Genomic DNA, 14,285 nt, shown 5'->3' with positions numbered 1-14,285 from the left:
TCAGGAGTCGTTGTGCGCGTGAAGGTGGGCGAGACGGTCCTGCAGCTTCTCGTGCCGGAACCGGTACACCGGCCCCACCTGGCGGAGCAGCCCGACGCGATGGGCGTCCTCCAGAAGGCTCATCAGCCGTAACGGGATCCGTCCGCGGGCGCGGAGCATGGCGACGGCGACGAGGTAGATGGAGCTGGCTCCCGTGAACCCGAACGTGAGCGTGAACACGACACCGCCCGCGAGCCCGAAGGCGATCCCGGCCTCGGCGCCGCGCAGCAGCCCGGAGAAACCGTTCACGAGCGTCCCGGCGAAGCCGAACGCGAGGCCCAGCGCCAGCCCGAAGGTGAGGGAGCGTCCGTACACGAGCCGCAGGTCCCGCCGCAGCGTGATCAGCGGGCCCTGCGGCCGGTCGTTCGTGAGCGGGGTCGTCACCCACCTGTTGAATCCGAGGGTGACACCGCCGATGGCGCCGATGACGAGCGCGTAAAGGATCAGGCCGTCGGCCCGCGAGGATATCCCCGCGACCCGCCACAGCGCGTACGCCGCGATCATCCCGACCGGGAGCACCGTGACCAGCCCGAGCGTGAGCTGCACGACGAACCGGCGCACGTTGCCGCGCCAGCGCAGGTTGGCATACGCCGGCTCCAGCGTGTAGCCCTTCAAACGCTCCAGGATGAGCCCGCCGGTGAGACCGCCGACGAGCCCGCCCACCGGTCCACCGGCGAGCCCGAAAAGGAGCGCGTCCCGGAGGCTGCCTTCGTGCGGGCTGCGCAGCGCCACCACGGCGTCGCTGGTCAGCCCCACCGTGACGCCGACGGACAGTCCGACGGTCACGCCTCCGACAAGAATGCTCCAGCGTCGCGAGATCGCCCGATGGAGGCGCCACCAGCGGAAGTCCCTGGCGCCGATCGCCGACATGTGATGAGCGACGAACGACAGCCACCGGCGGGCCTCGTCCGGATCCCACGACCGCTGTGAACGGAACGGGTGGTCGTGCTCGTGCCGTTCGCTCGGATCGTCGTCGGGCGGCGTGGCCGCGAAGCTCGCCTGCACGAGGTTGTCGAGCAGGTGGTCGGTGACGGCGGCCGCCGTCGGGAAGCGATCGGTGTCGAACAGCGGCGCGGGGTTCGCGCGGGTCTCGACGTACACCTTGTGCAGCAGCCACACGACGAGCGGCGTGGAGAGGGCCTCGGACAGCGGGCCGTCCGGGTCGGCCTTCAACGCCGACAGCAGACCGGCCCAGTCGGCTCGCTGCCCGGGAGTGAGCCGGTAGCGGAGATACGCGATGACGTCCGAGCTCTTCACGGGCCTGGGCTCGATGACGGCCGCGCCGGCGAGCGCCGCGCCGTCGCGGAGGTTGACGGCCGTCACGTACTCGGCCGTGCGGCAGGTGAGGATGAGCGACTCGACGGCCGAGGCGGCGTTCAGCGCGTTGATCACCTTCGGCCGCACGGTGTCGGGCAGCTCGTCCAGGCCGTCCAGGACCGGCAGGATCCGCCGGTAGGTGACCAGGCCGCGAGCCGCGTCCGGACCGAGCTCGGGGGCGCGCAGCGCCGGATAGTTCTCCCGTAACCGCCTGCCCAGCCACCGATGGACGGGCTCGGCCGCCGGATCCCATCCGGACATCGACAGCAGCACGGGCACCGGATCGCCGGGCTGGGGCTCCATCAGCAGTTCCCTCAGCAGGAGCACGGCCAGCGTCGTCTTGCCCATGCCGGCCTCGCCGAGGATCACCAGCCGGCGCCGGGCGAGCTTGCGAAACCGATCGGCGATCTCCGGCATCCGGTCGGTGCGCCCGTCGAAGCGCACCCGCCCGAAGCCGAACCACGAGCGCACCAGCCGCAACCCGTCGACGCGCTCGTCCTGGTCCATCACGTCGAGACCGGAGATCTTCCAGCGGACCGGCAACCGCGCCGGCTCGTCGAGATCGCGCATCACGATCTCCTCGCGCCACTGCTCGTGCACGAGCGCCCGCAGCGCCCGCTCCGCGCGATCGATCTGCTCGACTGTGCTCGTGCCGCCCGTCTGCCGCCGCCGCCAGATGCCGACCAGGGGAGGGACGAGTGCGAAAACGCCGAGGGCCACGCTGGCGAGCTGTGCCCAGTTGACCGCCGCGTCCGACTCGGAGAGCGTGGTGAGCCCGTAGCCGATCCCGGCGACCGCGACCACCCCTGCGGCGGGGAGCACGACGCGACGCCAACCGGCCCAGCCTCTCATCCCCACATGGTGACATCGCGCGATCTATCTGACGAGAGCGCGATATGCCGTACGCGACGGGGCCTTCAGGCTTCGTGGATCCGGCCGGCCTCGACGACGACGCGGCGTGTCGTCTGGACGGCCTTCAGCATGCGGCGGTCGTGGGTGACGAGCAGCAGGGTCCCCGTGTACGAGTCGAGCGCGGACTCCAGCTGTTCGATCGCCGGGAGGTCGAGATGGTTGGTGGGCTCGTCCAGGACGAGCAGGTTGACCCCACGGGCCTGCAGGAGGGCGAGGGCCGCCCGCGTGCGCTCGCCGGGCGACAGCGTGGCCGCCGGGCGGAGCACGTGGCCGGCGCGCAGGCCGAACTTGGCCAGCACCGTGCGGACCTCGGCGGGCGGCAGGTCGACGAGCGCGCCGAACGCGTCGAGCAGCGGCTCGTCGCCCTCGAAGAGGGCGCGGGCCTGGTCGACCTCGCCCACGACCACACCGGGGCCGAGCGCCGCCGTCCCCTCGTCGAGGGGCACCCGGCCGAGCAGCACGCCGAGCAGGGTGCTCTTGCCCGAGCCGTTCGCGCCGGTGATCGCGACCCGGTCCGCCCAGTCGATCTGCAGGTCGACGGGTCCGAGCGTGAAGGCGCCACGTCGCGCGAGCGCGCCGCGCAGCGTCGCCACCACGGCCCCGGAGCGGGGTGCGGCGGCGATCTCCATGCGCAGCTCCCACTCCTTGCGCGGCTCCTCGACGACCTCCAGCCGCTCGATCGTCTTCTCGGTCTGCCGGGCCTTGGCCGCCTGCTTCTCCGTCGCTTCAGTGCGGAACTTGCGCCCGAGCTTGTCGCCGTCCGGGGCCTTGCGGCGCGCGTTCTTGACGCCCTTCTCCATCCAGGCGCGCTGTGCCCGGGCGCGGGCCTCCAGGGACGCCCTGGTGTCGGCGTACTCCTCGTACTGCTCGCGTGCGTGCCTGCGGGCGACCTCGCGCTCCTCCAGGTAGGCGTCGTAACCGCCGCCGAACGCGCGGACCTGCCCCTGGGCCAGGTCGAGCTCGACCACCCTGGTGACCGTACGGGCGAGGAACTCGCGGTCGTGGCTGACTACCACGGTCCCGGCGCGCAGCCCCGTCACGAAGCGTTCGAGCCGGTCCAGGCCGTCGAGGTCGAGGTCGTTGGTGGGCTCGTCGAGCAGGAACACGTCATAACGGCTGAGCAGCAGCGAGGCCAGCCCCACCCGGGCCGCCTGACCGCCGGAAAGCGACGTCATCTCCTGGTCGAGGCCGACCGTGAGCCCGAGGTCGGCGGCCACCTCCGCGGCCCGCTCCTCCAGGTCGGCGCCGCCGAGGGCGAGCCAGCGGTCGAGCGCCTCGGCGTACGCGTCGCCGGGATCGCCGCTCACGAGCGCCTCGGTGGCCGCGTCGAGAGCCTGCTGCGCGGCGGCGACCCCGGTGCGGCGCGCGAGGAAGGCGGCGACGGTCTCGCCGGGCCGCCGCTCGGGCTCCTGCGGCAGGTGGCCGACGTTGGCGGTGGGCGGGCTGAGCCGTACGCCGCCGTGCTCGGGGGCGTCGAGGCCGGCCAGCAGGCGCAGCAGCGTCGACTTGCCCGCGCCGTTCGCCCCCACCAGCCCCACGACGTCTCCGGGCGCGACGACCAGATCGAGATCCGCGAACAGGACGCGGTCGCCGTGCCCGGCGGCGAGCTCCTTCGCGACAAGAGTGGCGCTCATCAGGACACCGACCCTACTGGGTCCAGAGCCGCCACGTATTCCTAGAGGTCCTCGGCGAGCGAGAGCAGGCGGGTGACGGTGTTCCAGTTGCGCATGGTCGCGGGGCCGGCCGAATGCCCGTCCAGCAGAGGCGGCAACTTGGGACGTCGCAGCCCGTCGGGGAAGTAGACGTAGAGCTCCCGCTCGCCTGCCCGCATCTCCTCCGGGGCGTACGCCGCCGGATCGATGCTCGCCAGCACCTCCCGGTCGGGGGGACGGGACAGGAAGACCACGGCGAACCGGGCGGGGTCCCGGACCTCCAGGGGGTTGTGCTCCACCACGCCGCGAAGCTGCTCAGCCGTACGGACGATCACCGCGACGGACAGGCCGAGCTCCTCCCGGAGCCCGCGCTCGATCGCGGCGGCGACCGAGCCGGCGTCGCCGTCCGCGGTGAACAGGGCGTTACCGCTGCGCAGGTGCGTGCGCACGTTCCCGTATCCGAGCCGTTCCAGCAGTGCCCTGAGATCGGCCATCGCCAGCGCGGTGGCGGGGTTGACGTTGATGCCGCGCAGCAGCGCCACGTATCGCATCTCGCATCGCCTCCTTCCCGCCGGAGGCTACCGCCCGTTCCTGTCAGCGCGCGTCAGGTATCGGCGGTCGTCTGACCGGCGGCCACCGACCGTCGCTGGGCGCGCCAACACGACCGTTCGGCGATTAGTGATCTCCCTGTGACTCGTGAGTCCTTACGCTGCCGCCGAGTAACCGTCCCGCCGGCCCGCGCGACGGCTCCGTCACGCGGATCGGCCGGGCACGCCTGGTCCGTGTCCGATTGGAGAACGTGTGACGACCCCCCGCGCCGACCGCGGCCGAAACCCCGACCGAAGCCCGCTGAACTGGCTGCTCCTGCTGCCGATCGCGATCCCGCTCATCCCGCCCCTGTTCAACTCCGACGAACCGCGGCTGTTCGGCATCCCGATGTTCTACTGGCTGCAACTCGCCTTCATCATCCTCGGCGTCACCTCCACCACCCTCGTCTACCGCGTGACGAGGAGGAGCCGGTGAAGACCACCGAGATCGTCATCTTCACGCTCCTGTTCCTGGTCGTCAGCGGCATGGGCTTCGTTGCCGCCCGCTGGCGCCGTCCCAAGGATCTCGCCACGCTGGACGAGTGGGGTCTCGGCGGGCGCAGCTTCGGCAGCTGGATCACCTGGTTCCTGATCGGCGGCGACCTCTACACGGCCTACACGTTCGTGGCCGTGCCCGCCCTGATCTTCGGCGCGGGCGCCATGGGCTTCTACGCCGTGCCGTACACGGTGGTCGTCTACCCGATGGTGATGCTCGTGCTGGTCCGGCTGTGGTCGGTCTCGCACGTGCACAACCTCGTCACGCCGGCCGACTTCGTCCGCGTGCGCTTCGGCTCCCCCACGCTGGCGCTGCTCGTGGCGATCACCGGCATCGTCGCGACCATGCCGTACATCGCGTTGCAGCTCGTCGGCATCGAGGCGGTGCTGAAGACGATGGGCCTGACCGGCGACCTGCCGCTGATCATCGCGTTCGCGATCCTCGCGGCCTACACCTACCAGTCCGGGCTGCGCGCCCCCGCGCTGATCGCGTTCGTCAAGGACTCGCTGATCTACCTGGTGATCCTGGTCGCGATCATCTACATCCCGGCCAAGCTCGGCGGCATGGGCTCGGTCTTCGACGCCGCGAAGGCGAAGTTCGACGCGACCCCGGCTCCGGGCGACGGCACCCTGCTCAACGCGAACAACCAGCTCCAGTACGTCACGCTCGCGTTCGGCTCGGCGCTGGCGCTGTTCCTGTATCCGCACAGCGTCACCGGCATCCTCGCCTCGCGCAACCGGAACGTGATCAAGCGGAACATGTCGGCCCTGCCGGCCTACAGCCTGCTGCTCGGCCTGATCGCGCTGCTCGGCTACATGGCGATCGCGGCCGGGGTCACGCCGATCGGCAAGGACAACAACACGATCGTGCCGCAGCTGTTCGACAAGATGTTCCCCGACTGGTTCGCCGGAGTGGCGTTCGCGGCCGTCGGCATCGGCGCGCTCGTGCCCGCCGCGATCATGTCGATCGCCGCGGCCAACCTCTTCGCCCGCAACATCTACCGGGAGTACTTCAACCGGAACGCCAGTGCGGCCCAGGAGGCCACGGCCAGCAAGATCGCATCGCTGGTCGTGAAGGTCGGCGCGGTGCTGTGCATCCTGCTCATCGATCCGCAGTTCTCGATCGACCTGCAGCTCATCGGCGGCGTGATCATCCTGCAGACGCTCCCGTCGGTGGGCCTCGGCCTCTACACCCGGTGGTTCCACCGGGGCGGCCTGATCGCGGGCTGGGCCGCCGGCATGGCGGCCGGGATGCTGTTGCTGTACAACATCGCCAACCCGGCCACCAACCACGACCACTTCGGCGGCTCGGCCTTCCCCCTGTCGCAGCTCGGGTTCGACACCAAGATCACGGTGTACGCCGGGTTCCTCGCGCTGATCGTCAACCTGGTCGTCGCCGTGCTCGGAACCGTCGTGGCCCGCGCGCTCAAGAGCGCCGACGGCCCGGACGGCACCCGGCCGGAGGACTACTTCGCCGACAAGGGCGACCCGCGCGTCCACGAACTGGAGACCACGGCGCCCGCCGCCTGATCGGGATCCACGCCGACTTGTGGCCGGCTTGACGCGGCGGGACGTTCCGCGTGGAGCCGGCCACAAGTGCGCGGTGGGACAAAGAGGCATCACCTCGAACGACGAAGGAGCCAAGGATGCCTCTCAGCAACGATCTGATCATCACCGGCGGCCACGTGATCGGCATGGACCCGTCGGTGCCGGACGGCCCCGCCGACGTCGTGGTCCGCGACGGCGTCATCGTGTCGGTCGGCCCCGCCGCCGGAGTGTCCCCGGATGCGGACGTCGTGGACGCCTCGGGCTGCGTGGTGATGCCGGGCCTGGTCGACACCCACCGCCACACCTGGCAGTCGGCGCTGCGTCACATCGGGCTGGACTGGAGCCTGATGGACTACCTCGGGGCCGCGTTCCTCCAGCTCGGTCCGAACTTCCGGCCGCAGGACGTCTACGCCGGCACCCTGCTCGGCGCGCTCGGCGCGCTGGAATCCGGGATCACCACGCTCGTCGACTGGTCCCACATCCAGAACACCCCCGAGCACAGCGACGCCGCCGTGGCCGCGTTGCGCGACAGCGGGATCCGGGGGGTCTTCGCCTACGGCTGGCCCCAGGTCGACCCGCTCCGCTGGGTGGGCGACCACAGCGACGCGGAGCTTCCGGCCGACGTCCGCCGGGTCAGGGACGTGCTCCGCGACGACACCGCCCGCGTGACGATGGCCCTGGCGGCGCGCGGCCCCGAGATGTCCGCCCCCGCCGCGGCCCGGCGCGACCTGCTGCTCGCGCGGGAGCTCGGCCTGCGCGCCACCATGCATGTCGGCTCCGCCGACAAGGCCGGCAGCGTCGGATGGCTGCACGACGAGGGCCTGCTCGACGAGACGATCACGCTGGTGCACGCGAGCGCGACCGGCGACGACGAGCTGAAGGCCGCCGCCGGCGCCGGCGCCACCGCGAGCGTGTCGCCGTTCATCGAGATGACCATGCCCGGGCTCGGCACGCCCGCGACCGGCCGTCTCCTGCGAGCGGGCCTCGTCACCGGCCTCAGCACCGACACCGAGGTCGCCACCTCGGGAGACATGTTCACGCAGATGCGCGCCGCCCTGGCACACCACCGGTTCACGCAGGACCCGGCGCCGCTGACCGCCGCCGGCCTGCTGCGGATGGTCACCGCCGACGGCGCCGCGGTCGCCGGGCTGTCCGCCGTCACCGGCAGCCTCACGCCCGGAAAGCGGGCCGACCTGATCGTGGTCGACGCCGACACCCCCGCCATGGCGCCGATGCTCGACCCGCGCGCCGCCGTCGTCCTCGCCGGCCACCCCGGGCTGGTCCGCACGGTCGTCTGCGACGGCGTGGTCGTGAAGCGGGACGGCGTGCTCACCGGGCCGGTCGGGCGGGCCATGGACGCCGCGGCGGCGAGCCTCGCCCACCTGCGCGAAGCCGTGCCCGCCGTGCTCTGTGCCTGAGACCGCGTTGCTCTGTGCCTGAGACCGCGTTGCTCTGGGCCTAAGACCGCGTCGCTGTGGGCCTGAGACCGCGTTGCTCTGTGCCTAAGACCGCGTCGCTGTGGGCCTGAGACTGCGTCGCTGTGGGCCTAAGACCGCGTCGCTGTGGGCCTGAGACTGCGTCGCTGTGGGCCTAAGACCGCGTCGCTGTGGGCCTGAGAGCTCTGCCTCGGCCGATGATCGTGGCACAATCCCGGCATGGCGGTCATGTTCCGGGTGCTCGGCCCGGTCGAGGCGTACGTCGACGGCGTTCCCGTCGACCTCGGCGGGCCGCGGCCCCGGTTGCTGGTCGCCCGTCTGCTGATCGCCAGGGGCGCGACCGTGTCGGTGGACGCGATCCTCGACGACCTGTACGACGGCACGCCGCCGCCGCGCGCCCAGAGCACATTGCACAGCTACATCTCCAACCTGCGCCGGGTGCTCGAACCCGGCCGCGCTCCGCGCACGCCCTCGTCCGTGCTCCTCAGCCGTCCTCCGGGCTATGCGCTCGGGGCGCACGAGGTGGACGCCGACGACTTCGTCCGCCTGGCCCAGGCCGGCGAGCCGGAACGCGCCCTGGCCCTGTGGCGCGGCACGCCGTACGAGGAGTTCGGCGACGTGCCCTGGCTGCGGCCGGAGATCGAACGGCTCGCCGAGGCGCATCTGGTGACGCGGGAGCGGCTCCTGGCCGGGCGGGTGGGCGACCCGCACGTGGTGGGCGAGCTGGAGGCCCTGGTGGCCGCCCATCCCCTGCGCGAGGGGCTGTGGGAGCTGCTCGCCCGCACGCTCTACGCCCTGGGTCGGCAGGCGGACGCCCTGGAGGCGCTGCGCACGGCCCGGGGCCACCTGGCCGAGGAGCTCGGCCTCGACCCCGGACCGGCGCTGCGACGCCTGGAACAGGCGATCCTCGCCCAGGACCCGGCCCTCGACGGTCCCGCCCCCGTACGGCAGGGCCGGGCGGCGCCAATAGAAACGGCACGGGCCGAAGCGGCGCGGGCGGGAGCGGTGCGGGCCGAAGCGGCACGGGCCGAAACGGCGCGGGCGGACCGGCCGGAGCGGCGCGCCGTCGGCCGGGGGACGCAGTGCGACCGGCTCGACGAGCTGGCGCGGGACGTGATCCAGGCGGCCCGGGGCGTGGCACAGCGCGGGCCGGGCATCGCGGTGATCTCCGGTGAGCCGGGGATCGGCAAGACATGGCTGGCGGAGGCGTTCGCGGAGCGGCGGGCCGCCGAGGGCTGGCTGGTCGCCTGGGGCAGGTGTCACGAGACCTCCGGCGCGCCCGCGCTGTGGCCGTGGCAGCAGGTCGTGCGGGATCTCGCCGGCCGGGTCCCCCCTTCCCCCGCGCAGGCCGCCGCCCTGCGGGTGCTGCTCGGCGACGCCGCCGCGGGGGACGACCCCGCTCCGGGTGCCGGACGGCCCGCCGAGGCGAGCGAGGCCCGGTTCCGGCTGCACCAGGCGACCGCGGCGTACCTGGAGGCGGTCGCGGCCGACCGGCCGCTGCTCGTGGCGATCGACGATCTCCAGTGGGCCGACACGGCGTCGCTGGGCCTGCTGTCCGACCTCGCGTTACTGCTGCGCGGCGCGGTCGCTATCGTGATCACCGTGCGGTCCGGCGAGGGCCCGGCCGCCGTGCACGACACGCTCGGCCTGCTGGGGCGGCACGACGCCCTCCGCCTGCCGCTGGCCGGGCTCGACCCCGCCGCGGTCGCCGAGCTGTCGGGGCTGCGCGACGCGGCGAGCGTGGCGGCGCTCGCCGAGCGCACCCGGGGCAATCCGCTGTTCATCCGCGAGACCCTCCGGCTGGCCGAGGACCAGGGCATCGACAGGGCGCTCACCGGGGTGCCCGAGGGGCTGGCCGACGTCCTGCGCCGCCGCCTGCTCGACCTGCCCGCCCGGCACCGTCCCGCCATCGACGCGGCGGCCGTGCTCGGCACCGGCGCGGACCGGCGGCTGCTTGCCGAGGTCGTCGCGGACGCCTCGGGCGCGGACGTGGACGAGGCGCTCGACGCCGCGACCGCCCTCCGCGTTCTGGACGAGGACCTGCGCTTCACCCACGATCTGGTCCGGGAGACGGTCTACGCCGACATCCCGCCGCGCCGCCGGGCCGGGCTGCACCTGGCCGCGCTCCGGGCGCTCGAACTGCGGCCGGGGGCCGATCTCGCGGTCCTCACCAGGCACGCGCTGGCCGCCGGTCCCGCCGCCGCGGCGGAGGCGGTGCGCTGGGCGTCGGCCACGGCGGGGCAGGCGGCCGGGCGGCACGCGTACGAGGACGCCGCGCAGTGGTGGCGCCGGGCGGCGGAGGCGCACGGAACGCTGCCCGGCGCCGACCCCCGCGAGCACGTCGAGCTCCTGCTCCAGCTGGTCCGCGCGCAGCTCGCGGCCGGTCACGGCTTCTCGGCCAGGCAGACCCGGGCGGAGGCGGTGCTCGCGGCCGACAGGTCCGGCGACCCGCTGCTCGCCGCGCGGGCCTTGACCAGCCTGGACGCCCCGGGATTGTGGAAGTTCTACACCTACGGCGACGTCGAGCTGCACACCGTGCGGCGGATCGAGGACGCCCTCACCGCCCTGCCGGAGGGAGACTCCGAACTGCGCTGCAGGCTGCTCGGCTGCCTGGGAATGGAACGTTACGACGGCTCGGCCGACCCCCGCTGCGACACCGCCACGGCCGAGGCGCTGGCGATGGCCCGCCGTCTGACGGCTTCGGGGGAGGCCGGTCCGGAACTGCTGGCGATCACCCTGAACGCGCGGTATCTGGGCGTGCAGCTCCCCGAGCACATGGCGGAGCTCGACGCGATCGGCGAGGAGCTCACCCGGCTCGGGCTGCCCGGGTTCGAGCTGCTCGGCCACATGATCAGAGAGCGGACCCGGATCGACCTGTTCGACATGGCGGGCGCCGACCGCGCCGCCGAACGGGCGGGGGTGCTGGTCGAGCGGCTCGACCTGCCCTGGCCACGGTTCCAGCACCTCATCTGGACCGGGACCCGGCGCCTGCTCGACGGGGACTTCGACGGCGCGGGCAACGCGTACGCCGCGGCGGCCGAGGCCGGTGAGCGGCTCAACCTGTGGCACACGAGCAACACGCTCTCCTCGGCGCTGCTCACCCGGCACTTCGCGATGGGGGACTACGACGGCGCCGAGGAGCTGATGACGCACTACTCCCCCTTCCCCGCCCACCGGCAGGTGATAGGCGTGCTCATCGGCGACTGGCGGGGCGACCGCACGGCGGCCGAGGCGGCACGCGAGCAGGGCTGGCATCCGCTGCCGCGCGACTTCGGCGAGCTGCCGGGGCTGTGCCTGCAGGGCGAGGCCCAGATCATCGCGGGCGACCACGAGGCGTGCGCCCTGACCTATCGCCGGCTCCTGCCGTACGAGGACAGGATCGCCTTCGGGGCGGGGACGTTCTGCGCCGGGCCGGTCGGCTACTACCTGGGCCGGATGGCCCACCTGGGCCGGGCGGCCGGGCCGGAGACGGCGCGGGCGCATCTGGACACGGCCGCGAAGCGCTGCGCGGCGAACGGGCTGACCTGGTGGGCCGCCCGGATCGCCCGCGAGCGGGACCGGATCGCGCCCTGACCCGTCGCCCTTCCGGCGCGTCCGGCCTGCCCTTCGTGACACGCGGACGCCTCCGGGAGTGGGCCGCAAGTGGACGTTGAGTGGCGGTGAAGGCGGCGGGGCCATCGTGGGGCCATGACAACACCGACGCAGACCCGGCGCCGACCGGGCGACCCCGCCCCCGACCTCGTCACGTTCCTCGTCTTCCACGCCGGCCTGCGGCGCGAGTTCGGCAGGCTGGCCGAGGTCCTCGACCGCTGCGACCCCCGCGACGAGCGGCGCCGCGCGGTCGTCGACGAGCACCTCGCACTGCTGCTGCGCGCGCTGCACCACCACCACACCGAGGAGGACGAGGCGATCTGGCCACTGCTGCGCGGTCTCGTCCCGGAGGCCGCCGCGACGCTCGACCGGCTGGAGGCCGACCATCAGGAGATGGACACCGTCATCGGCAGACTGTCCGGCGGCGGCCGGCCGGCCCGCGAGGTCGCGGCCGACCTGCGCTCGCTCGACCGGCTGCTGAACACCCATCTCGACCTGGAGGAGTCCGAGGTCGTCCCGCTGATCAGGGAGCACGTCAGCGCGGCCTGGTGGGAGGAGTCGGGCAAGAAGGTCACCAAGAGCCACGCCCGCGACCTGCCGATGCTGGCCGCCTGGCTGCTCGACGTGGCCGCCCCCGCCGACCGCGACCACATCTTCGGCTCCGCTCCGGCCGTCATGCGGGTCCTCTACCGGCTCTCCTGGCGCCGCGCCTACGAGCGCCGGGTCTCCCAGGTATACGGGTGACCGGTGCACGGGTGACCGGTGCACGGGTGACCCCGCCGGCTGTTCCCGGCCCGGCCCGCCGCGCCCCCGCCCCGTGAGGACGAGGTGGAGGACGCGGCGGGGGCCCGCCGGGCGTGCGGCGGGGCCGTCAGGGCTTCGTCGCGTCCGGCGCGGGGCGCCGGGCGTCGAACTCCTCGTCCGGGATGACCAGCTCGTTGCCGGCCAGGCCGGCCTCGCCGGAGACCGCCGCGAGCTCGGAGCCGAGCGACTCGTGGGCGGCGGCGCGGTGACCGCGGCCGACGCGGTCGGTCAGCAGCGACGCCAGGGCGGCCACCACGCACGCGGCCACGGCGAACCAGAAGGCGATGACCAGGCCCTGGTGGAAGGGGCCCGCGATGAGGTGCGGGAAGAACTCCTTGCTCGTCAGGTGGGCTCCCCCGTCGGGCAGCCGGTCCAGGATGCCGCCGAGGAGCTGCCGGAACGGGTTGTAACCGAGGAACGCCGCGAACAGCACGGCGATCGGCGGCAACTGGGCGATGCCCTCGGCCTGCGCGGCGGGCACGCCCTGGGCCACCAGCTCGTCGTGCATGGTGTGCGGCAGCGACTGCGACAGGCCCGCGATCATCAGGCTGAAGAACACGCCGATGGACAGGACCATCGAGGAGTTCTGGAAGGTGGCGGTCATGCCCGCGCCGACGCCGCGCGACTCCGCCGGGACCGAGTTCATGATCTCCGCCCGGTTGGGCGAGGAGAACAGGCCGGACCCGACGCCGTTGATCAGGATGAGCAACGCGAAGACGCCGTAGCCGAAGTCCGTGGGCAGGGTCATCAGGGCGTAGAAGCTGGCCGCGGTGACGAGGGCGCCGCCGACCGTGAACATCCGCGGCCCGAAACGGTCCGACAGCCAGCCGGAGACCGGCGCCGACAGCAGGAAGCCCACGGTCAGCGGGATCATGTAGATGCCCGCCCACAGGGGCGTCTCCTCGAAGCTGTAGCCGTGTAGCGGCAGCCAGATGCCCTGCAGCCAGATGATCAGCATGAACTGCAGGCCGCCGCGTCCGAGGGCGGTCAGCAGGCTGGCGACGTTGCCCGCGAGGAACGCGCGGCTGCGGAACAGCGAGAGCCGGAACAGCGGCTCGTTCACCCTGGTCTCGATCCAGGCGAACAGCGCGAGCAGCAGCACGCCCCCGCCGAGCGCGGCGATCACCCAGGGGTTGCCCCAGCCCATCACACCGGTCCCGTACGGCTGGATGCCGTAGGTGATGCCGACCAGCAGCGTGATGAGGCCGACGGCGAAGGTGGCGTTGCCCCACCAGTCCATCCGTGCCCGGCGCCGCACGCCGTTGTCCTTGAGCTTGACGTACGCCCAGATGGTGCCGAAGACGCCGAACGGCACGGAGACCAGGAAGATCGCCTTCCAGTCGACCGGGGCCAGGACGCCGCCGATGACCAGGCCGAGGAAGGAGCCCGCGATGGCGGCGATCGAGTTGATGCCGAGCGCGGTGCCACGCTGGCGGACGGGGAAGGCGTCGGTCAGGATCGCGGTGGAGTTGGCGAACAGCAGCGCGCCGCCGATGCCCTGCACGATCCGCCATCCGATCAGCCACATCGCCCCGGCGTCGCCGTCCATCCAGGTCAGCGACAGCATGACCGAACAGATGCTGAAGACCGCGAACCCGAGGTTGTACATGCGGACCCGGCCGAACATGTCGCCCAGGCGGCCGAACATCACCACCAGCACGGCCGTGACGACCATGAAGCCCATCATCATCCACAGCAGGTAGCCCGTGTTGCCGGGGTCGAGCGGGTTGAGGTGGATGCCGCGGAAGACGTCCGGAAGGGCGATCAGCACGATGGACTGGTTGATCGTCACCATCAGAACGCCGAGGGTGGTGTTGGACAGCGCGATCCATTTGTACCGCGAGGGCGGCGCCGACTGCGGTGACGCCCCCGCCAGGGACTGGTTCGCTACGGCCACGGAGTGG

At 72.6% G+C, this 14,285-nt stretch carries 9 protein-coding genes; 5 read left to right on the top strand and 4 right to left on the bottom strand.

What is annotated here, in order from left to right; translation table 11 throughout:
• The 3 genes from ACGFIB_RS18050 to ACGFIB_RS18040 form a co-directional block, all read right to left on the bottom strand.
• Positions 1-2,208, bottom strand: coding sequence for an NACHT domain-containing protein (locus ACGFIB_RS18050; RefSeq protein WP_393373106.1), 2,208 nt, complete (start codon positions 2,206-2,208; stop codon positions 1-3).
• A gap of 65 nt (positions 2,209-2,273) precedes the next feature.
• Positions 2,274-3,902: an ABC-F family ATP-binding cassette domain-containing protein gene (locus tag ACGFIB_RS18045; RefSeq protein ID WP_393373103.1), complete on the bottom strand. Its 1,629-nt coding sequence runs from the start codon at positions 3,900-3,902 to the stop codon at positions 2,274-2,276.
• 41 nt (positions 3,903-3,943) lie between these two features.
• Entirely contained in the window at positions 3,944-4,471 is a 528-nt protein-coding gene (locus ACGFIB_RS18040) for a DUF1697 domain-containing protein (RefSeq protein WP_393373101.1), read from the bottom strand.
• Positions 4,472-4,721: 250 nt separating this feature from the next.
• Between ACGFIB_RS18040 and ACGFIB_RS18035 the strand changes: the two genes are divergently transcribed.
• The 5 genes from ACGFIB_RS18035 to ACGFIB_RS18015 all read left to right on the top strand — a co-directional run bounded on the left by ACGFIB_RS18035 (position 4,722) and on the right by ACGFIB_RS18015 (position 12,321).
• Positions 4,722-4,943: a DUF3311 domain-containing protein gene (locus ACGFIB_RS18035; RefSeq protein ID WP_357026149.1), complete on the top strand. Its 222-nt coding sequence runs from the start codon at positions 4,722-4,724 to the stop codon at positions 4,941-4,943.
• A complete protein-coding gene (gene mctP, locus ACGFIB_RS18030) occupies positions 4,940-6,532 on the top strand; it encodes a monocarboxylate uptake permease MctP (RefSeq protein WP_357026151.1) in 1,593 nt (530 codons plus the stop codon). The genes ACGFIB_RS18035 and mctP overlap by 4 nt, the downstream gene beginning before the upstream one ends.
• A 116-nt stretch (positions 6,533-6,648) precedes the next feature.
• Positions 6,649-7,968 carry an amidohydrolase family protein gene (locus ACGFIB_RS18025; RefSeq protein WP_393373098.1) on the top strand — a complete coding sequence of 440 codons (1,320 nt, stop codon included), beginning with the start codon at positions 6,649-6,651 and terminating at the stop codon, positions 7,966-7,968.
• Positions 7,969-8,205: 237 nt separating this feature from the next.
• A complete protein-coding gene (locus ACGFIB_RS18020; protein ID WP_393373095.1) occupies positions 8,206-11,559 on the top strand; it encodes a BTAD domain-containing putative transcriptional regulator in 3,354 nt (1,117 codons plus the stop codon).
• Between the two features lie 114 nt (positions 11,560-11,673).
• The gene (locus ACGFIB_RS18015) at positions 11,674-12,321 is read left to right on the top strand and encodes a hemerythrin domain-containing protein (protein ID WP_357247164.1); all 648 of its coding nucleotides are present in this window, start codon (positions 11,674-11,676) and stop codon (positions 12,319-12,321) included.
• 127 nt (positions 12,322-12,448) lie between these two features.
• Here ACGFIB_RS18015 and ACGFIB_RS18010 read toward each other — a convergent pair whose 3' ends face one another.
• The gene (locus tag ACGFIB_RS18010; RefSeq protein ID WP_229689597.1) at positions 12,449-14,278 is read right to left on the bottom strand and encodes an MFS transporter; all 1,830 of its coding nucleotides are present in this window, start codon (positions 14,276-14,278) and stop codon (positions 12,449-12,451) included.
• Positions 14,279-14,285: the final 7 nt, after the last annotated feature.

The organism is Microbispora bryophytorum (assembly GCF_043197435.1).
GTDB lineage: Bacteria > Actinomycetota > Actinomycetes > Streptosporangiales > Streptosporangiaceae > Microbispora > Microbispora bryophytorum.
The sequence above is the reverse complement of the archived record's forward strand: the minus strand, read 5'-3'. Positions and strand labels throughout refer to the sequence as shown.